The sequence below is a fragment of the Rossellomorea sp. ABR4_012 genome (genome assembly GCF_056159545.1).
In genome coordinates this window covers 1-18,926 of record NZ_JBSWVK010000010.1, presented here as the reverse complement: position 1 = coordinate 18,926, position 18,926 = coordinate 1, and the positions used below count along the sequence as shown (strand labels likewise).

Genomic DNA, 18,926 nt, shown 5'->3' with positions numbered 1-18,926 from the left:
TTAGTCCACCACCTTAATCATGGATTTCATCGTATGATGACCAACTCCACAGTACTCATTGCATACCACTAAAAATTCTCCGGTCTTATCCAATGTAGTGGTATATTCACTGATGTATCCCGGTTCTAGCATCATATTTATGTTCGTACCTGCTACTTCAAAGCCGTGAATCACGTCTTTGGTCGTAGCGATTATTTTCAACGTAGATCCCTTAGGCACTTCGACTTCGCCAGGATTATATAAAAATGTGGAAGCTACAAAGACAAGTTCGTAATCCCATTCTTTTCCTTCCACTTTTTTCAGTCCGGGCTGATCGAAAGGTGCTATCGCATCCACTTGTTCAGGGTTAATATAAGCCTTGGCACTGGGAGGCTGATGACCTTGATGAAAAGCACTGATACCTAAAATAATTAAAAAGATAATAAGAGAGCCGGTTCCAAGAGTCAACCACCATTTTTCATAACGATGCATGTGCATGTTCAATCACTCCTTCTTCCTTAAAAACGGTTAATGAATAGTAAAAATACTCCAATCCATGAAATGACCAGGAACCCTCCCAGCAGTAATACGGAAGTGAAAGTCCCTTTCAGGGTAGATGAATCTTCCACTTTGGTTTCAGTTTTTTTGTTCAATTCAGGATTTGCCACAATGCTCACTCCTTTCACCATTTGAGGTGACCTTCTTGATTACCCTAATCATAATTCTAAGAGCAGTAGTCCATCTGTGATAAATGTCACACCTTATAGGGGTAATTGTGAAATAAATGTGAAGTTTGTCACACAGTTAGTTGTAAAAGGGGAGAATTCTCCCGTTCCAATGTAAAATATGCTTCATAAACTGTATTAATCAGTTGTCGGGAGGCAGATAATGTGGAGAAATATTACTGTGTAAAGTGCTGTCAAATTTATAACGAGAAAATGAGATGTACCTATTGCGGAGAGATAGCAGAAACTAAGATTCTTATACAAGTCCATTCTCAACCAGATAAAAAGGAATAAGGTTATAAAGGAAAGTGAGGGAATTATGATAAGATATAGAAGAGTTAAAAAAGACTGGAGTGAGTGAAATGTATTTGCCTTCTTTTTCGCTTGAAAATAAAACAGCCGTCATCACCGGGGCAGGCCGCGGGATAGGACGGGCTTTAAGTATCGGACTGGCAGAAGCAGGGGCAGATGTAGTCCTGTTGTCACGTACGAGAGCAGACTTGGAAGAAACGGCGGCCAGCATACATGAGTTGGGACGTCATGCTTATATATTGCCTACAGATGTAACATCCAGGGAGGAAATACAAGAGGCAGTTCAATACATAGAAGAACAAGGTTTGACAATTGATATATTAATTAATAACGCAGGAATGAATATCAGGTCTAATGCATTTAAAGTGACAGATGAAGAATGGAAAACGATCATGGACACCAATTTGAAATCTGCATTCATGATGAGTCAGGAAATCGGAAATCATATGAAAGAGCATGGAAAGGGGAAAATCATCAATATCTCGTCTGTTGCAGGTCATGTCGCTCTACGGACAGGGGTTGTTTATGCAGCGACAAAAGCTGCAATGATCCAGATGACTAAGGTTTTAGCATTTGAATGGGGAGAGTACAATATTAACGTCAACAGCATAGGGCCTTGGTATTTCAAAACACCTCTGACGAAAGAGCTCCTTAAGAAGCAGGAGTATGTAAATGATATATTAGCGGTCACGCCATTAAAAAGAATTGGTGAATTGCAGGAATTGGTAGGTCCGGCAGTGTTCTTATCATCGGATGCGGGTAATTATGTGACAGGCCAGACGTTGTTTGTCGATGGGGGCATGACGATTCAAGGCTTTTGATCTTATAAAATGCAAAAAAGCGGTCGTATACATCGTCCGCTTTTTTTACGGTCAAGCTTCAATCATTAAGAGAATGAGAAAATCCCCAACATTCTCGATAGTCAAAGGAAGCTGTATAGCTTGTTGAAAACCGAACAGCTTTGATTCTCCCACGATGACGGTCGGTGTAGTAATATCTACGTCATGCCCGCTTTGTGCGATTGAGGTCGCGAGGTTCCCAACGATCATATTTCCCAATTCTCCGACAAAAGACTCAAGCATTTCACCTGCTAAAGGCATTCCGAACATAGAAGCCGCCAGAGCTTGGAAACCTTCCTGATCTCCGTCGATGACGAATCTGCCACGAATATCTCCGGTCATCCCGATTAATACACCAATGTCATGCTGGTTATATGGCTCCGTAAGGGAGACTGGATCATAAACGGCTACTTCTAACGGAATCACCCCTTTTAAAGCAGTGATAAAGTTGTTCATTAAATCCGCGATACTGCTGGTTAAGGGCATGTCGAAACCTCCGGAAATTTGTCAAAAATAATTATACCATATTTACCATGATAAAAGTCTTGTATTCTTGACTGGGATGAAAACTTTTAAACAGGGATTCCTTAAGAATCACAAACTGTACACCGTGAATAGTTTCCATACATGTTCTTTCATATTATGGTAAAGCTATCCTTACATGGAAAAAAGATAAGGAGGATGGTTGTAATGCCTAAAATTCTTGCAGTCGAAACAGAAATCCCGCCTTATAAAATCACTCAATCTGAAGCAGCAGAATTTGCACGTAATTTATTTTCGGAAAGTTTTAAGGATATAGATAGACTGCTTCCCATATTTGAAAATGGAGAAATTGAGAGCAGGTATTTTGTTAATGATCTTGAGTGGTTTTCTACTACACATTCTTTTCAGGAAAAAAATGATCTTTTCATTCAACATGCTGTAGAAATGGGGAGCAGGGCGATCGAAAAATGTTTGAAGAATAGTCAAGTTGAGTATGAAGATATAGAAGCCATATTTACTGTTTGCACTACTGGGCTCTCGACACCGAGCATTGAAGCAAGGATCATGAATATCCTGCCATTCCCTTCCCACGTAAAGCGTATTCCAATATGGGGTTTGGGATGTGCAGGTGGAGCTGCAGGATTATCCAGGGCGTATGAATACTGCCTGGCGTTTCCGCAATCGAATGTGTTAGTCCTGTCGATCGAGTTATGTTCATTGACATTTCAGCACGGTGACCGTTCAAAGAGTAACTTAGTAGGGACATCATTGTTTGCTGATGGGGTGGCATGTACCCTTGTATGTGGAAACGATAGCCAAGCGATCAAAAACATAAGCACCCCCCTTCCCTCGATATTTGCTACACAATCCACCACTCTAAAGGACTCTCTTGATGTGATGGGCTGGAATATCAAAAATGAAGGTCTATATGTTGTTTTTTCAAAAGATATTCCATCACTTGTGAAAAATTGGCTGAGGCCCAATGTAGAAGAATTTATCCATGCAGAGGGAATAAGAATGGAAGAGATTAAACATTTTGTAGCACATCCCGGTGGAAAAAAAGTGATTGAGGCATATCAGGATGCCTTGGGATTTGACGACAACATGACCAGCCATTCAATGAGGGTGCTGAGGGAATTCGGCAATATGTCATCGGTGACTATTTTTTATGTGCTGAAGGAATTTCTGAAAGACCAGTGCCAAATAGGTGATATCGGCTTGGGAACTGCGTTAGGTCCGGGTTTCAGCTCGGAATTAGTACTGATGAGGTGGGAATGATGAAATTTTTTGTTCTTTTCTTTACCATACTGATCATTCAGCGCTTAGTTGAATTAGTGATTGCACGGAAAAACGAAATATGGATGAAAAAGAGGGGAGCGAAGGAGTTCGGACAAGGTCATTATCGTGCCATGGTGATGATTCACTTTGCTTTTTTTGTTTCATTATTAATAGAGGGAGGAATTTTTCATTCGGGCGTTCATCCTCTTTGGAAGTACCTGCTTGCTGGATTTTTTCTCACTCAAGCCGGGAGGATATGGGTCATATCCTCCCTTGGAAAGTACTGGAACACAAAAATCATCGTCCTGCCGAATACAGAGGTAGTGGCCACAGGTCCTTATAAACTGTTCAGACACCCTAATTATCTTATCGTTACGCTTGAGTTAGCCATAATTCCAATACTATTCAATGCTTATTGGACGCTGATCATTTTTGCCCTTCTCAACCAGCTGATTCTATTCACCAGAATAACGGTGGAAGAACAGGCATTAAAAAATGAGACGGATTATGAACGTGTCCATTTAGGGACGCCGGGATGGATTGGAACAGTCAAGAAAGAAAAATGAAAATATTTATTGAAAATGATTATCGTTTTTGATACGATGTAATTGAACATGAAAATTATTCTCAATTGCGCGTCCAAATATAGTTAAAGGTGGGGAATGAAATGGTTTGGTTTCTTATTTTGCTGACAGTGGTTACATATGGCTTCATAATGAAATACGTCTTGTCGAATGTCATGAAGGATCGACAGCCGGTTCAGAAAAAAGCGTCTACACAAACTAATGCCCAATCTTTTGTTCCAGCCAATCTTATAACAACAGAATCGTCCAGATAGTCTCCTAATACTGAAGGAGGCTTTTTTTTTTGCCTAAATATCTTCGTCCCAAGTTACGGAAAAATGAATATGATAAAGAGATGGTCTTAAAAGATAAATATCAAACCATAGAGAAATCCCTTTAAATACGATAAAATAAAAGCGTTATCATTTTTTGAAAGAGAAAGGACCTTAGACATGAGCCGCATTGATCAACAAAGTACCTATTTACATACAATCCTTCACCAGCTGGCAGGATACGATGAGATATTTCGAGACAAGGGGGATGAAGAACGTTCCCGAAAAGTTGAAAGACTGGCAGAAAAAATCTACAGGGAAGAGTTTATATTGGCTTTTTGCGGGCATTTCTCTGCTGGAAAATCGACCATGATCAATTACCTGATGGGTGAAGAAATTCTTCCCTCAAGCCCAATACCAACTAGTGCGAACCTGGTGAAAGTGCATCAGTCCCGGGAGGATTATGCTAAAATTCACTATCATACAGGTAAGCCGGTTTATTTCAAGGCACCATTTGAGTATTCGACGATCAAAGAATTCTGCAGGAACGGGGACGATGTTTACTCCGTAGAAATAGGCAGAAGTAACACATCCTTGCCGGAAGGGGTTTCTGTGCTGGATACACCAGGGGTCGATAGTACTGACGACGCCCACAGGCTTTCAACCGAATCAGCTATCCATTTGGCGGATGCGGTTTTTTATGTAATGGATTACAACCACGTTCAATCACAAGTGAACTTTCAATTCACCAAAGAATTGAAGCGTCATGGAGTGAAGCTGTACCTTGTAGTAAATCAAATTGATAAGCACCAGGACGAGGAATTATCCCTTCAGAGTTTCAAGGAAGGTGTCAGTGATTCCTTCGCTTCCTGGGGAGTAGTCCCCGATGGGGTTTTCTATACCAGTCTAAAGGATTTGGAGAATGAAAATAATCAAGCTGAAGACCTTCGTGAACTAATAAAGAAACAGGTGACAGAGAAGGAGGCATTGATCGAATCCTCCGCCCGGTCAGCCATGTCACAACTTGTACATGAACATAAAAATTGGTATGAAGAACAGCAGCATCATGTCATGCAAGAAGGCGAAGAACATCTTTCTGAAGAAGAGTGGAGAAATAAAGACAGTCTGCTTCTCGAAGAAGAAAGAATTCTGGACGAATTAAGTGAGACCGACAGCAGCGAGATACGGCAGGCTTTTGAGGATGATAGAAATAAAATCTTAAAGAATGCATATTTAATGCCTTTTGAGACAAGAGACCTTGCAAAGGAGTTTTTAGAAAGCCAGCAGGCTGATTTTAAAGTCGGTTTCCTGTTTTCAAAGCAAAAAACTGAAGAAGAAAAAGTACGAAGAGCTCAAGCCTTCAAACAAGAAGTGAACAACAGAATCGAAACACAGCTCGATTGGCATTTGAAGACACTCGGAAAGTCATTATTAAAGAAAAATAATGCATCTTCATCGACCCTCCTGGAAGGTTGGGAGAATTTATCCCTAAAAGTGGATGAGGATTATTTGACTGGATTGATAAAACCCGGTGCCAAGGTTACGGGTGATTACGTACTGCAGTATTGTGATAATCTTTCAGAAGATTTAAAGAAAAATGCCAGAAGACAAACGAATGATTTAGTAGAAAGCAACTTAAAACATCTCGGGAATGATTCAGAAAGCAAACAGACCCAACTTCAGGATAGGCTTCAGGCTCTTCGTCAAAAAACAGTGTATGTGCATAAATGGAAGCTCCTCGAGGATGAAAAGCTTAAGCAAATGGAAAAGCTGGAGCATGCAGCAGAGTCAGATAAGAAAGAAGACATGATTCAGAAATGGGTAGTACGGTGGAATGAAAAGGATGATCAGTATATTGAGGCATCCGAAATGGAGAATGCCGGGGCTGTGCCTGACACTGAAACCTTGGTTGAAAAGGACCTAATACCATTAGAGTACCAGGACAATAAGGAATCACAGGTTTCCGTTGAAGATGCCATAGACAGACTTGATCGTATGACCCACGTGTTTAAAAACCTGCAAGGATTTACTAAGATAGCCGATATTTTGGAAGGGAAGAAAGAAAGACTTGCCCATCAAACATTTACCATTGCATTATTCGGGGCTTTCAGTGCAGGCAAGTCATCATTTGCCAATGCACTTCTTGGCAAAAAGGTATTACCTGTCAGTCCAAATCCTACAACTGCATCTATTAACCGGATTAAGCCTGTAACCGACAAGCATCACCATGAAACAGCAGATGTACAAATTAAATGCGAAGAACAGCTATTTCAGGACCTTTCCCATTCACTTTCGTTCTTTGAAAGAAGCATTTCCAATGTAGAGGAAGCATTGAGAATCATACCAAGGCTCCTTGATGAAGCAGAAGGGGATGCCAAAGAAAAGATCCATCTTTCATTTCTAGCGGCATTTTATAAGGGGTTTGATGAATTCAAACATTGTTTAGGTGAAAAAATCACTGTCAGCCTAGAGGATTATAAGGGGTATGTAGCTGATGAAACCAAATCCTGTTTTGTGGAATCAATCGACCTGTACTATGACTGTGATGTAACCAGGAAAGGTATCACATTGGTTGATACGCCAGGAGCTGATTCAATCAATGCCCGGCATACGGGGGTTGCCTTCGAATATATTAAAAATGCTGATGCTATTTTATTTGTCACTTACTATAATCATGCGTTTGCTAAAGCAGACCGTGAATTCCTCATTCAGTTAGGGAGGGTAAAAGATACATTTGAACTCGATAAAATGTTCTTTATCGTAAATGCGATCGACCTCGCTAAAAATGATGAAGAAAAGAATGAAGTAATAGAATATGTTCAAAATCAGTTGATTCAATATGGAATCCGCTTCCCGAGGATATTTGGGGTTTCGTCTTTGCTGGCCCTGGAAAATCAGGAGGAATCGACCGGCATGGAAATTTTCAAACAAGAATTCGATTCCTTCATACGGCACGAACTTGTCAGTATGAGTGTGGATTCTGCAATTAGTGAATGGCAGAAAGGCATCAAGCGTTTAAAGCATTATATTGAGGCCGCTTCAAGCGACCAATGGAGTAAACAGCATCGGATTACTGAGCTGCAGCATACGAAATCTGTTGTGAAGGAATTTCTTGATACAAGAACTTCCGACGCAATGGAAGCAGAAGTGGAACAGGAATTGGATGAGTTGATTTATTATTTGAAACAACGAGTGTTTTTCAGGGTCTCCGATTTTTATAAAGAGGCTTTCCATTCAGGACTCTTCATGAATGAACCGAACGTTGCCAAGGCTTTACAAATCGGATTGAGAGAATTTATTTCAAGTGTCGGGTTTGATTTATCCCAGGAACTGAGAGCGACTTCTTTAAGGGTTCAGCAATTTATCGGGAAGCAGCTTGAAGCTCAGTGGAATGAATTAGAATCAATCATTCAAGAAATGAATAGCGGAATTATGCTTTCTTCCACTGATTATAAAAATGAAGAAGCCATCGAGTTTGAACAAGCATTCAAGAATATCAGTCTGGATAGATTTAAAGGGGCATTTTCCACATTCAAGAACCCTAAGCAATTCCTTGAGAAGGGTGGAAAGAAAGAAATTCAGGAAGAGCTGGAGAAGAAACTTCATGATCCGGCAGATGAATATTTAAGGAATGAAAAACAAAGGTTGAAGTCCTGGAGTGAACAGGATATTAGAGTTAAATTCAAGAAACTGAATGAAGAAGTAAAAGCACAGGCCTTTGAACAAATCGATTCGAATATCGAAGCGTTGAGCAATGTTCAAGATATTGAAAAGCTTCGCAACGAACTTAAATGGCTTGAAGAGGAATCAACCTAATACCTTAGGAGAGGGTGAAAGTGTTGAGAGACAATCCATTTCACTGCTGTGCCACCTGCATCCACATCCGGGCGAATAAATCATTTAACAATTCAAAGACCACCTATGTTTGTTCCCGCCTGGGTTATGAGACAAAGACTTCGTATCAATTTTCCTGCTGGGAACCGAAGGAAGCTGTAAAGGACTTGATGAAAAAGAGGGGGATATCTTAATGCGTTTTGTTAAAAGTGTGGATTGGTTAAAGAATCATCTGAACGATAGAAATGTGAGAGTGATCGACTGCAGCTTTTCCTTGGGGGATTCATCAGCCGGTAAGACATCATACTTGAAAGCGCATATTCCGGGTGCGGTATATTTTGACCTTGAAAAAGATCTGTCGGGTCATGTAAAAGAACATGGAGGCCGTCATCCCCTTCCCAATATGAAAAACCTCCTCAGAAAAATAGAAAACGCAGGCATCGATAATGAATCAATGATTATCGCATACGATCAGGAGGAGGGTGCTTTTGCAAGCAGATGCTGGTGGCTGTTTCGTTACTTGGGGCATGAGAATGTATTTGTATTGAACGGTGGATTTAAAGCCTGGAAGGAAAGGGGATACGAAACACAAGTCTCTATTCCTGACTATGGTGAAAGGAGTTATACCCCGACATTCAATGAAGACATGCTTTCATCGTTAGAGGAAGTGGAGCGCATATCCGAAGGGAAGAGCCAGGCGGTATTACTAGATTCACGCAGTGAGGAACGCTATTTGGGTCAAGAGGAGCCGATCGACCGGATTCCCGGTCATATCCCGAAAGCAATCAATGCTCCTTGGACAGAAGGAGTAGACAAAGGATTCTTCCTGGATTCAGAGCGGCAGAAAAAGCGGTTTGAAAACATTGACAGAAATAGTCGCATCGTTGTTTATTGTGGATCGGGTGTAACTGCGACACCTAACATCATCTCCCTATTGGAAGCTGGATTCCAGGATGTGAGATTGTACGTCGGAAGCTACAGCGATTGGGTATCATACGAACATCATAAAGTGGACAAGCAGTGATGATGGAACAAGCCTGTAAATTTACAGGCTTGTTTTCTTTTCCAATGGGGAGTGAATGAAAATATGTTATACTTTTATAGGATTGCTTTTAACTGAAGCAAGTGTAAATCGGACTGATTAGTAACAGGCAGGAGTGGATGAAATGAAAAAAGATGAACACATATTACTGATAGATGGGATGGCGCTCTTATTCCGGTCATTTTTCGCTACAGCTGTAACAGGCCAATTCATGATGAATTCCCAAGGGCTGCCGACCAACGGGGTACAAGGTTTCATGAAGCACCTCTTAATGGCGGTCGATCACGTTAAACCGTCCCATATCCTGGTTTGCTGGGACATGGGAAGCCAAACGTTCCGCAACGAGGTATATACTGAGTATAAATCCAATCGTAATGCTCCTCCGGTTGAGCTTATTCCCCAATTTGATCTGGCAAAAGAAGTGGCGGAAGGGTTCAATTTGGTAAACGTGGGAGTACCCGGCTTTGAAGCTGATGACTGTATCGGTACTCTCGCGAAGGCACATCACAAGGAACGCAAGGTGACGGTCTTAAGCGGGGATCAGGATTTACTTCAACTTCTTGATGAAAATATTGAGATCATGCTATTGAAAAAAGGGTTTGGAAACTATCAGACCTACACATCGGACCTGTTTATCGAAGAACGCGGAATTACGCCAACGCAGTTTATTGATGTAAAAGCATTAATGGGTGATACTAGCGATGGTTATCCTGGTGTCAAGGGAATAGGAGAGAAAACGGCTGTAAAGCTGATACAGGAATACGAAGATATTCCCGGTATCTTGAATAACCTTGATAAATTAACCCCTTCCCAGCGAAAGAAAATTGAATCAGATTTGGAGATGCTGCACGTTTCAAGGAAATTAGCCCAGATTCATTGTGAGGTCCCACTTCCCCTTTCGATTGAAAATGCTGTTTGGAGTCATGTATCGCATACTTCTATATCGTATATCGAAGAGCTTGAATTAAAAGTACTGAGAAGATTCCTCTTAACTGCCGAATCTTTAATTGCATCCAGTTAAGTATACAAAGAGTCAGGTTGCAAACCTGACTCTTTATTTCAATAGCAAACGCAGCAGATGACTACTTTGTATTCAGCTTTTTAGCTGCGTTCTCTAACTTGCTCTTTGGTTCCTGTGCAAATTCTGTATCCGCTGCATTACCCTGCGGATTGACACTGCCTGCTATTTTTCCTTTATTTTTATTATCATTTTTGCTCATTGTAACGCCTCCCAAAACAAGATACATACATCATTATTTTGCGTGTTGTTCATTAAAATTATCCCATGCAGACAGGAATTTTTGGACAGACTAATGATAAGGGAGGTGTATAGGGTTTGAATAAAGGTGTACTGACAGCCTTGTTGAGTATCTTTTTGGCTCAAGGCTTCAAGATCCCGCTTCATTATATAAAAAAGAAGGAATGGAAACCTGAACTGTTTTTTCAGACAGGCGGTATGCCTAGCTCTCACAGTGCCGGAGTTGCTTCTTTAACCACTTTTATTGCATTGAAAAAAGGAGTGAAAACGATTGATTTTGCTCTTTCCTTTGTCTTCGGATTGATCGTCATGTATGACGCTCAGGGGATAAGAAGGCAAACGGGTGAATTGACGCTTAAAGTGAATAGTTTAGATGAGCTTGTCAGAAAAGCACATGAGAAAGAATCGGTCGAATTTGAAGAGAAGAAACCTAAGCGCCTGAAAGAAATGCTTGGACATCAGCCTCAAGAGGTGGTAGGGGGCGCACTATTAGGATTGATTATGGGGACATTGGGATTTTTGATATCAAAAAAGGATAGGCAAGGAAAAAATTTTTTTGTAAGATGAAAGAAGACAATGCTGTAATTAGGGTGAGGAGAAAAGTGAAAAAAACAACTGAAGATTTTCTCATTGATTTGGAAAACAGGGGATTTAAATTTCAGGAAGATGCAATTGGATTTATATATTTCGGGAAAAAATACACCGATGCATCTGATGAATTAGTGAATAGTGCAATCGAGATTACATTAAAAGCTCAAAAACAGTTTGACTCAAGCTTTTATATGTCTATATTAGAACGTCTTCATTCCCAGAAGATCACCTCAAGGAAAGAAGCGTTACAATGGATGGCCCATCAAGGACTTGCATAGGAGAAAGCTGCTTAATAATAGATTGTTGCTTCTCTATGTTAGTCATGCACGGAAATGGGCTGCTGTGTTTCACAGAAACAAAACAAAAAGGAGTGCCGGTCTGGCCTCCTTTTTTCCGTGAAGTGGGTTCGTATCCGTAAAAGCCCTTTAATTTAAATGAATGGCTTTCCTTGCCAGTTCATCAGCCATTTTGTTTTCTTTACTTGGCACCCATTTTATAAAAAACAGGGGGATTTTCTTTGAAAGCTCCAATATTTCCGCTAACACAGGTTTATAGGCTGAACTCTTTACAAACTCTTTTTCCACGGCTTGTACAAGGGCTTGTGAGTCACTGCGGATCCAAACCGTTTGTGCGTGATTTTCCAAGCAAAGTTCCAGTGCTTTTTTACATGCGGTGAATTCAGCCAGATGATTATCCATTTCACCAAGGGGTAAAGAAAAATGTTTCAGCTCCCCCTTTTGTTTCAGGACGATTCCAGCCCCGCTTGGACCTGGATTACCTGCGCTTGCCCCGTCTATATTTACTTCAAACATCAATGCCACCTCTCCTTAATGAAGGTTTTAATTTATATCTTTAGGGAATCGTTTAGCTAGATATCCAAAAGGTGTGTCTAATATGGAAATCAGCCATTTCAATAAGTAAGTTGTAATGAAAATTTCCAACCAGATATCAAAAGGAAATGTACCCAAGAAAGCAATGCTGGTAAATACGAGCGTATCGAGAAGCTGACTGATCATGGTGCTACCGTTGTTACGTATCCAAAACTGGGCATCTGACGGGAACCTTTTCTTTAAATATGAAAAAATATATACATCGGCAAATTGACTTACCAAGTAAGCGGCCAGACTTCCCAGCGCTATTCTCGGAATCAAACCAAAAATAGTGGATAATGCTTCCTGAGAAATATCTTCTGGATGGGGTTGAAATAACAGAGCGAGCTGCATAATAATAGTCATAATGATCAAAGTGAAGAAGCCTAACCAAACAGCTTTTTGTGCTTCTTTTTTTCCATACCGTTCATTTAATATGTCTGTTACCAGGAAAGCCGATCCGTACATCGCATTTCCTAAAGTAGCTGTCAAACCAAATATCTCGATGGTTTTGACCACTTGCAGGTTTGCAAGGATGGTTGATACGCCAATCCAAACGAATAGTCCTGTCCGTCCGAACATTCTATACATAATGAGTAAAAGTGAGAATGTGATGAGGACAAACAAGAGACCAAACCAAATATTAAACATGGGAACCCTCCTTTTTACAAACAATAATCTCCATTATACAAATAAAAGAAATGTTAAACAATGAAGACTCCAGGTGAAAGAGAGTGATCACTTTGAAGATGAAGCTGAAGTTCAAATATGCAAGTAAAACCAGCAGCGACATTTGGTTTGAATCCACATGGTTTTCAAGGAAGGAAACCATGATTCATGTTGATGATTTAATGAAAACGGGAAGAATCATCGACCTTGAAATCATCGATGAAATGGGAAATTCCTGGACCAGGAAAGAATTTATCAAATTAAATCAGGAGTTAGATAAAGAACCTGAAAATATCGTCGTCTACTTTGATGGCGGTTTTGATAAGGCTAAAACTCTATCCGGTATTGGAATGGTCATTTATTATGATAAAGGTGATGAACGTTTCAGGATCCGTAAAAATGAAAAACTTGAAGAGCTGGAGAATAATAATGAAGCGGAGTATGCCGCATTGCATAACGCCCTTCTCCTCCTTGAAGAGATTGGTGTGAAAAATGCACCTTGTACAATCAAAGGAGATTCACAAGTTGTATTGAAACAGCTTGAAGGGGAATGGCCGTGCTTTGATGAAGGGTTAAACAGATGGCTCGATCGAATAGAAGCTCTCATCGGCAAGTTGAAATTGAACATAACATTCGATATTTTGAACAGAAATGCTAACAAGGAAGCGGATAAGCTCGCGAACCAGGCTTTATTGGGTACTGAAGTGCACAGTCATAAAAGGATAGAATAAATTCAGGCCATATAATATATTCTATAAATACAAACAAATCGAAAGATGGAAGAAGTTTAGGAGTGATGGAATGGACCGCAGACAAGTAGTTGATAAAGTGGATGAGCTAATCGACACCTATTGCAGCGACTGCTTGCTTAAAGCATCTTTCCGCAAGGAATTCGGTAAAGCACGTGCCCATCGTTTCTGCATCGAAGAATGTACGGTCGGGGAACAAATTAAGCTTTACGGAGATAAATTAAAGTGAATTGTAAGAGCATAACGGTAAGAATGAAAAAAGCGGACGATTAAAAATCGTCCGCTTTTTTTTCATATATGGGTTTGACTATAATTTAACTACGTTAGCAGCTTGAGGTCCGCGGTTACCTTCAACAATTTCGAAAGAAACTTCTTGACCTTCTTCTAAAGACTTGAAACCTTCGCCTTGAATTGCTGAGAAATGTACAAATACATCGTCTCCGCCTTCTACTTCAATAAAGCCGAATCCTTTTTCGTTGTTGAACCATTTTACTTTACCATTTTGCATATTCTTCTAATCCTCCTAAATCGATCAAGCACCATGGTGCTTCTGGAAAATATTTATCATGAAATGTTGACTTCCACTGCATTAGCACTAAAAATCGCCCCACTTCAATGATGTCTTTACTATACAATATGAGAATTTTAGAGTCAACATCCCCGAAATTTATTTTGCGGAAATTTTTAAAAAATTAAGCAGAACTAATAGGATACGTTGATTGGATAAGGCGAAAGAACAGTAACCATTTAAGGAACAGTGAAGTATTCAAAATTTTTTCTTCAGATTTGGTTGACAGATATTGAATAAGGAAATAAAATTTGCACTAAGGAAACTTTTGTTGCAACAGCGAAAATTTATAACTTAGTTAAAAATAAATTGCTGATGTAAAAAAAGGTGAACATATATAAACTTCCTGAATAGGTTAGAGGTAGCGGAATAAAAATCGAGATAAACAGTGAGAGAGGAGATTAAACATGAACAGAAGATTAATGGTACTTATCGGAATGATCATTATTTTAATGGGAGGGCTGATCCTTTCTGGATGCGGAACGACAGCGGGTAAAGAGTCGAACGATAAAATAGTGGTTACCACAACAATCGGGCAAATCGGGGATGCTGTAAAAAATATCGGAGGAGATCATGTAGAAGTTCACAGTTTAATGGGACCTGGTGTAGACCCTCACTTATATAAAGCGAAACAATCAGATATCGGGAAACTTCAAGAAGCAGATATCATTTTTTACAGCGGTCTTCATCTAGAAGGGAAGATGCTTGAAATTTTTGAAAAAATGAATGAAGAAAAACCAACATATGCGATAGCAGACAGCATCCCTAAGGATAAGCTGAGAAAAGATGCAGCGGACAATACAGCAATGGATCCACATGTATGGTTTGATATTGACCTATGGAAAATAGCATTGGAGCAAGTACGTGACGGTTTAATTAAAAAAGATCCGGATAACAAAGAGGATTATATTAAAAATACCGAAAAGTATTTTGCGGAATTGGATGAGCTGAAATCATATGCTGAAAAAGAGATGTCTACCATCCCGGAAGAGCAAAGAGTTCTAGTTACAGCTCACGATGCGTTCAACTATTTTGGTGCAAAATATGATCTTCAAGTCATGGGACTGCAAGGTTTAAGTACAGATGCAGAATATGGTCTCGCAGATGTACAATCGCTTGTAAATACACTTGTGGACAGGAATATCAAAGCTGTATTCGTGGAATCAAGCATCTCAGAGAAATCGATCAACGCAGTCATAGCAGGAGCAAAGGATAAAGGACATGAAGTGAGTATCGGAGGAGAATTATTCTCTGATGCCATGGGGAAAGAAGGAACAGAGGAAGGTACGTATATCGGAATGTACCGTCATAATGTCGATACGATTGTTGACGCATTAAAGTAATGTAAGGAGGATCATTCATGAATTCAGTGGAAATTAAGGGTTTGACCGTTGCTTATCATAGAAAACCAGTGCTTGTGGATGTAGAATTTTCTGTTCCGAAAGGGAAACTGATCGGGATTGTAGGTCCAAATGGCGCAGGAAAATCGACATTGATTAAAGCTATTCTGGGATTGATTCCCCGGTCATCCGGTGATATCAAAATATTTGATAAACCGTATTCTCCTAAGAGTAAGAAAGTTGGGTATGTCCCGCAGAGGGGATCAGTTGACTGGGATTTCCCAACAAATGCCCTTGATGTTGTGTTGATGGGCAGATATGGACATTTAGGCTGGTTTAAAAGACCATCCAAGAAGGATGTTGCCTACGCTATGGAGTGTCTTGAAAAGGTAGGGATGACTCAATTTGCCTCAAGACAGATCAGCCAGCTTTCAGGAGGCCAGCAGCAAAGAGTATTCCTTGCACGGGCACTAGCCCAGGAAGCAGAGGTTTATTTTATGGATGAACCATTTGTAGGGGTGGATGCGGCAACTGAAAAAGCCATCATTTCGTTATTGAACGAATTGAAGGAACAGGGAAAGACTGTACTGGTTGTTCATCATGACCTTCAGACAGTTACGGAATATTTTGACTGGACGCTTCTGCTGAATAGAAAGACAATTGCATACGGACCAACTGCGGATGTGTTCAATGTAGATAACTTACAACTGACCTACGGCGGGAATTTATCCTTCCTGGAAAAGGATAAAATGCTGATTCAACCATAAGAGAGGTGAGTAGAATGAGTCATTTGTGGCAATCTCTTTTAACTGATGGAAACACACAATGGGTATTGCTCAGTACATTACTGCTGGGGATTGCAAGCGGGGTATTAGGAAGTTTTGCGCTTTTAAGGAAACAAAGTTTAATAGGGGATGCCGTTGCCCATGCCGCGCTTCCTGGTATTTGCTTTGCTTTTATGTTCATTGGTGAAAAGAATTTCTTCGTATTACTGATTGGTGCTGCCGCAACCGGATTGCTGGCAGCTTATACGATACAATTGATTACAAATACAACGAGAATCAAAGAAGACACTGCGATTTGTTTGGTTCTGTCGGTTTTTTTTGGATTAGGGATCGTATTACTGACAAAGGTGGCCCAGATGCCTACAGGAAACCAGAGCGGCTTGGATGATTTCATCTTCGGTCAGGCAGCTTCCCTCGTAGGAAGAGATGTACAATTGATGGGCCTGACAGCAGCTGCATTAATTGTCATCACAACACTGTTATTTAAGGAATTTAAAGTTAGTACATTTGACCCTCAATTTGCAAGGGGGATCGGCCTCCCCGTGGGATTCCTGAATTTTTTATTCGTCTCCCTTTTGGTGATTACCGTAGTGATCGGTATACAGGCTGTAGGGGTCATCTTGATGGCAGCCATGCTGATTACACCGGCAATATCAGCCAGATACTGGACTGATTCACTGCGTACGATGGTCATTATTTCAGGAATAGTCGGCGGACTATCAGGAGCAGCGGGCACATTGATCAGTACATTGGGTAAAGGTTTATCGACAGGTCCATTCATCGTATTGACCGCAACTGTCATTTTCATCTTTTCCTTGCTGTTTTCACCTAAAAGAGGGCTGATTTCGATTATCCTGAGAAGAACAAGGAACGATGATCGCTTAGCCATTCGTTTCGTTTTGAAGAAAGTTTATGCTCTGAGAAGAGAAACGATCAGAGAAGCCTCCCTTTTCCAGGAGACGAATATATCAAAATATCGATTTGCGCGAGTCATTAATCACCTTGTGAAAAACGCTTATATAACTAAATCAGATGGCGAAATTTGCATTACGGATTCAGGTTCTATGAAAGCTGAACAATTCAGGTTTGTGGATGAAATTATTGAATTGAAAGAAATGTATCCCAGTGAACTAGGATCACTTGACATCAACTGGATCGAGGAGCAAGAAGAAGAAGCTTTATCAAAGGATCAATTAAGGAAGCTGCAATTGAAAATGTCGGAAATTTATAGTCAAAATCCTTTTCTGAACATAAAAGTCCGTGCTGAGAGAGGGGGTCAGGGGTATGAGCTATGAACTTTGGATTCTCCTGACAGGCAGCCTGGTAGGATTATCATGCGGGGTCATCGGCTGTTTTTTGATACTTAGAAAGATGTCGATGCTTGCTGATGCAATTAGTCATACGGTTCTTCTTGGACTGGTAATGGCCTTCATCGTCAGTCAAAGTATGAATGGTTTCAATATGCTTATCGGGGCAGCTGCGGCTGGACTATTGACGACTTTTATCGTACAGCTATTGAATTCTAGCGGTATCCAGGAAGATGCTGCAATCGGTGTAGTATTTACTTCCCTGTTCGCCCTTGGTGTCATCCTCATATCCTTATTTGCTAAAAATGTTCATCTGGACGTTGAGCATGCACTGATGGGTGAGATTGCATTTGTTCCGTGGAACACCATATCAATACCATTCCTGGGGGCAATACCTAAGTCTGTTGTTATGCTTGGATCCATTCTGATTATCGATGTTGCAGTCATTTTGCTTTTATTCAAGGAATTTAAGTTAACTTCATTCGATCCCAATATGGCCGCAGCCATTGGCATCCCCGTCTTAGCCATCCATTATATCTTGATGGGATTAGTCTCGGTGACGACGGTTTCTGCATTTGACAGTGTGGGAGCGATTCTGGTGGTTGCCATGTTGATTGCCCCGGGTGCTACTGCTTATCTGTTGACAGACAGATATGTAGTGATGCTTTTCTTAAGCGGAGCTATTGGAATCTTTGACAGTATTGCGGGATATTATGGAGCAAAGATATTCGACGTTTCCATTTCTGGTGCGATGGCAGTCGCTGCCGGCATAGTATTCCTGATTGTATGGATGCTTTCACCAAAGTACGGCTTAGTATCTAAATTCCTCAATCAAAGAAGGTTGTCTGAAGAGTGATATAAAGTATCCGGGTTGTATTCATCCTGTTCTTATAGTAAACTTTTATTGATATTTATGGGAATTTGGAGGGTGCAGAATGCCTACACCAAGCATGGAAGACTATTTAGAACAGATCTATTTGTTAATTGAGAATAAAGGGTATGCGAGAGTATCTGATATAGCTGAAGCTTTAACCGTACATCCCTCCTCAGTGACAAAAATGGTGCAGAAGTTAGATAAAGATGACTACCTGGTATATGAAAAATATCGTGGGCTCGTACTGACTCCAAAGGGGAATAAAATAGGAAAACGCTTAGTTTACAGACATGAGCTCCTTGAGCAGTTCCTTCGGGTGATCGGTGTAAAGGAAGAACATATATATGAAGATGTAGAAGGCATTGAACATCACTTAAGCTGGGATTCCATTGACAGGATCGGTGACCTGGTACAGTTTTTTGAAGAAGAAGAAAAAAGGCTTGAAGATTTAAGGGATGTTCAAAGTAGAAGTGAATAAGAAAAGCGGAGGGGCTTTGAATAGAGGCGGGTGGTATAAGGCGAACCGGCCACGAAGGCGTTCTTTGCCTTCTTGGATGGCATGGCTTATGACCTCGAGCCTCTAGCCGCC

At 40.6% G+C, this 18,926-nt stretch carries 22 protein-coding genes; 15 read left to right on the top strand and 7 right to left on the bottom strand.

Features of this window, described 5'->3' with window-relative positions:
• The gene (locus tag ACXAFV_RS22420) at positions 1-477 is read right to left on the bottom strand and encodes a cytochrome c oxidase subunit II (RefSeq protein WP_475129769.1); all 477 of its coding nucleotides are present in this window, start codon (positions 475-477) and stop codon (positions 1-3) included.
• A gap of 20 nt (positions 478-497) precedes the next feature.
• Positions 498-647 (bottom strand): cytochrome c oxidase subunit 2A, encoded by a 150-nt coding sequence (locus tag ACXAFV_RS22415; RefSeq protein WP_475129767.1) that lies wholly within the window; start codon positions 645-647, stop codon positions 498-500.
• A gap of 419 nt (positions 648-1,066) precedes the next feature.
• On the opposite strand from ACXAFV_RS22415, the gene ACXAFV_RS22410 reads away from it, so the two are divergent.
• Positions 1,067-1,837 carry an SDR family NAD(P)-dependent oxidoreductase gene (locus ACXAFV_RS22410; RefSeq protein WP_475129765.1) on the top strand — a complete coding sequence of 257 codons (771 nt, stop codon included), beginning with the start codon at positions 1,067-1,069 and terminating at the stop codon, positions 1,835-1,837.
• 51 nt (positions 1,838-1,888) lie between these two features.
• On the opposite strand, the gene ACXAFV_RS22405 is transcribed toward ACXAFV_RS22410, so the two are convergent.
• A complete protein-coding gene (locus tag ACXAFV_RS22405; protein ID WP_475129763.1) occupies positions 1,889-2,341 on the bottom strand; it encodes a chemotaxis protein CheX in 453 nt (150 codons plus the stop codon).
• Between the two features lie 204 nt (positions 2,342-2,545).
• On the opposite strand from ACXAFV_RS22405, the gene ACXAFV_RS22400 reads away from it, so the two are divergent.
• The 5 genes from ACXAFV_RS22400 to ACXAFV_RS22380 all read left to right on the top strand — a co-directional run bounded on the left by ACXAFV_RS22400 (position 2,546) and on the right by ACXAFV_RS22380 (position 10,348).
• Positions 2,546-3,616 carry a type III polyketide synthase gene (locus tag ACXAFV_RS22400; RefSeq protein WP_475129762.1) on the top strand — a complete coding sequence of 357 codons (1,071 nt, stop codon included), beginning with the start codon at positions 2,546-2,548 and terminating at the stop codon, positions 3,614-3,616.
• Positions 3,616-4,182 (top strand): isoprenylcysteine carboxyl methyltransferase family protein, encoded by a 567-nt coding sequence (locus ACXAFV_RS22395; RefSeq protein WP_475129760.1) that lies wholly within the window; start codon positions 3,616-3,618, stop codon positions 4,180-4,182. Before ACXAFV_RS22400 ends, ACXAFV_RS22395 begins: the two co-directional genes overlap by 1 nt.
• A gap of 449 nt (positions 4,183-4,631) precedes the next feature.
• Positions 4,632-8,267: a dynamin family protein gene (locus tag ACXAFV_RS22390; protein ID WP_475129758.1), complete on the top strand. Its 3,636-nt coding sequence runs from the start codon at positions 4,632-4,634 to the stop codon at positions 8,265-8,267.
• Positions 8,268-8,478: 211 nt separating this feature from the next.
• Positions 8,479-9,309 carry a sulfurtransferase gene (locus ACXAFV_RS22385; protein ID WP_475129756.1) on the top strand — a complete coding sequence of 277 codons (831 nt, stop codon included), beginning with the start codon at positions 8,479-8,481 and terminating at the stop codon, positions 9,307-9,309.
• 142 nt (positions 9,310-9,451) lie between these two features.
• Positions 9,452-10,348 carry a 5'-3' exonuclease gene (locus ACXAFV_RS22380; protein ID WP_475129755.1) on the top strand — a complete coding sequence of 299 codons (897 nt, stop codon included), beginning with the start codon at positions 9,452-9,454 and terminating at the stop codon, positions 10,346-10,348.
• Positions 10,349-10,409: 61 nt separating this feature from the next.
• Here ACXAFV_RS22380 and sspL read toward each other — a convergent pair whose 3' ends face one another.
• Positions 10,410-10,547, bottom strand: coding sequence for a small, acid-soluble spore protein L (gene sspL, locus ACXAFV_RS22375; RefSeq protein WP_475129754.1), 138 nt, complete (start codon positions 10,545-10,547; stop codon positions 10,410-10,412).
• A 116-nt stretch (positions 10,548-10,663) separates the two neighbouring features.
• Here sspL and ACXAFV_RS22370 point away from each other — a divergent pair, with 116 nt between their 5' ends.
• Together ACXAFV_RS22370 and ACXAFV_RS22365 are read left to right on the top strand one after the other, a co-directional pair.
• Positions 10,664-11,152, top strand: a complete 489-nt coding sequence (locus tag ACXAFV_RS22370; protein WP_475129752.1) for a divergent PAP2 family protein — start codon at positions 10,664-10,666, stop codon at positions 11,150-11,152.
• The gene (locus ACXAFV_RS22365; RefSeq protein ID WP_475129751.1) at positions 11,149-11,454 is read left to right on the top strand and encodes a DUF6123 family protein; all 306 of its coding nucleotides are present in this window, start codon (positions 11,149-11,151) and stop codon (positions 11,452-11,454) included. The genes ACXAFV_RS22370 and ACXAFV_RS22365 overlap by 4 nt, the downstream gene beginning before the upstream one ends.
• A 147-nt stretch (positions 11,455-11,601) precedes the next feature.
• Here the strand turns inward: ACXAFV_RS22365 and ACXAFV_RS22360 are convergent, their stop codons facing one another.
• Entirely contained in the window at positions 11,602-11,988 is a 387-nt protein-coding gene (locus ACXAFV_RS22360; RefSeq protein WP_475129798.1) for a reverse transcriptase-like protein, read from the bottom strand.
• 27 nt (positions 11,989-12,015) lie between these two features.
• Positions 12,016-12,696 carry a queuosine precursor transporter gene (locus ACXAFV_RS22355; RefSeq protein WP_475129750.1) on the bottom strand — a complete coding sequence of 227 codons (681 nt, stop codon included), beginning with the start codon at positions 12,694-12,696 and terminating at the stop codon, positions 12,016-12,018.
• Positions 12,697-12,779: 83 nt separating this feature from the next.
• On the opposite strand from ACXAFV_RS22355, the gene ACXAFV_RS22350 reads away from it, so the two are divergent.
• Together ACXAFV_RS22350 and ACXAFV_RS22345 are read left to right on the top strand one after the other, a co-directional pair.
• A complete protein-coding gene (locus ACXAFV_RS22350) occupies positions 12,780-13,445 on the top strand; it encodes a reverse transcriptase-like protein (protein WP_475129749.1) in 666 nt (221 codons plus the stop codon).
• Between the two features lie 70 nt (positions 13,446-13,515).
• Positions 13,516-13,692: a zinc-finger domain-containing protein gene (locus ACXAFV_RS22345; RefSeq protein ID WP_475129748.1), complete on the top strand. Its 177-nt coding sequence runs from the start codon at positions 13,516-13,518 to the stop codon at positions 13,690-13,692.
• Positions 13,693-13,770: 78 nt separating this feature from the next.
• Here the strand turns inward: ACXAFV_RS22345 and cspD are convergent, their stop codons facing one another.
• Complete coding sequence (gene cspD / locus ACXAFV_RS22340; RefSeq protein WP_007084796.1) at positions 13,771-13,971, bottom strand: cold-shock protein CspD; 201 nt, start codon at positions 13,969-13,971, stop codon at positions 13,771-13,773.
• 467 nt (positions 13,972-14,438) lie between these two features.
• On the opposite strand from cspD, the gene ACXAFV_RS22335 reads away from it, so the two are divergent.
• The 5 genes from ACXAFV_RS22335 to mntR all read left to right on the top strand — a co-directional run bounded on the left by ACXAFV_RS22335 (position 14,439) and on the right by mntR (position 18,815).
• Positions 14,439-15,374, top strand: a complete 936-nt coding sequence (locus ACXAFV_RS22335; RefSeq protein WP_475129747.1) for a metal ABC transporter solute-binding protein, Zn/Mn family — start codon at positions 14,439-14,441, stop codon at positions 15,372-15,374.
• A gap of 17 nt (positions 15,375-15,391) precedes the next feature.
• Complete coding sequence (locus tag ACXAFV_RS22330) at positions 15,392-16,138, top strand: metal ABC transporter ATP-binding protein (protein ID WP_475129746.1); 747 nt, start codon at positions 15,392-15,394, stop codon at positions 16,136-16,138.
• 14 nt (positions 16,139-16,152) lie between these two features.
• A complete protein-coding gene (locus ACXAFV_RS22325) occupies positions 16,153-17,451 on the top strand; it encodes a metal ABC transporter permease (protein WP_475129744.1) in 1,299 nt (432 codons plus the stop codon).
• Entirely contained in the window at positions 17,441-18,319 is an 879-nt protein-coding gene (locus tag ACXAFV_RS22320) for a metal ABC transporter permease (RefSeq protein WP_446243365.1), read from the top strand. Before ACXAFV_RS22325 ends, ACXAFV_RS22320 begins: the two co-directional genes overlap by 11 nt.
• A 79-nt stretch (positions 18,320-18,398) precedes the next feature.
• Positions 18,399-18,815 (top strand): transcriptional regulator MntR, encoded by a 417-nt coding sequence (gene mntR / locus ACXAFV_RS22315; RefSeq protein WP_446243364.1) that lies wholly within the window; start codon positions 18,399-18,401, stop codon positions 18,813-18,815.
• Positions 18,816-18,926 lie beyond the last annotated feature (111 nt).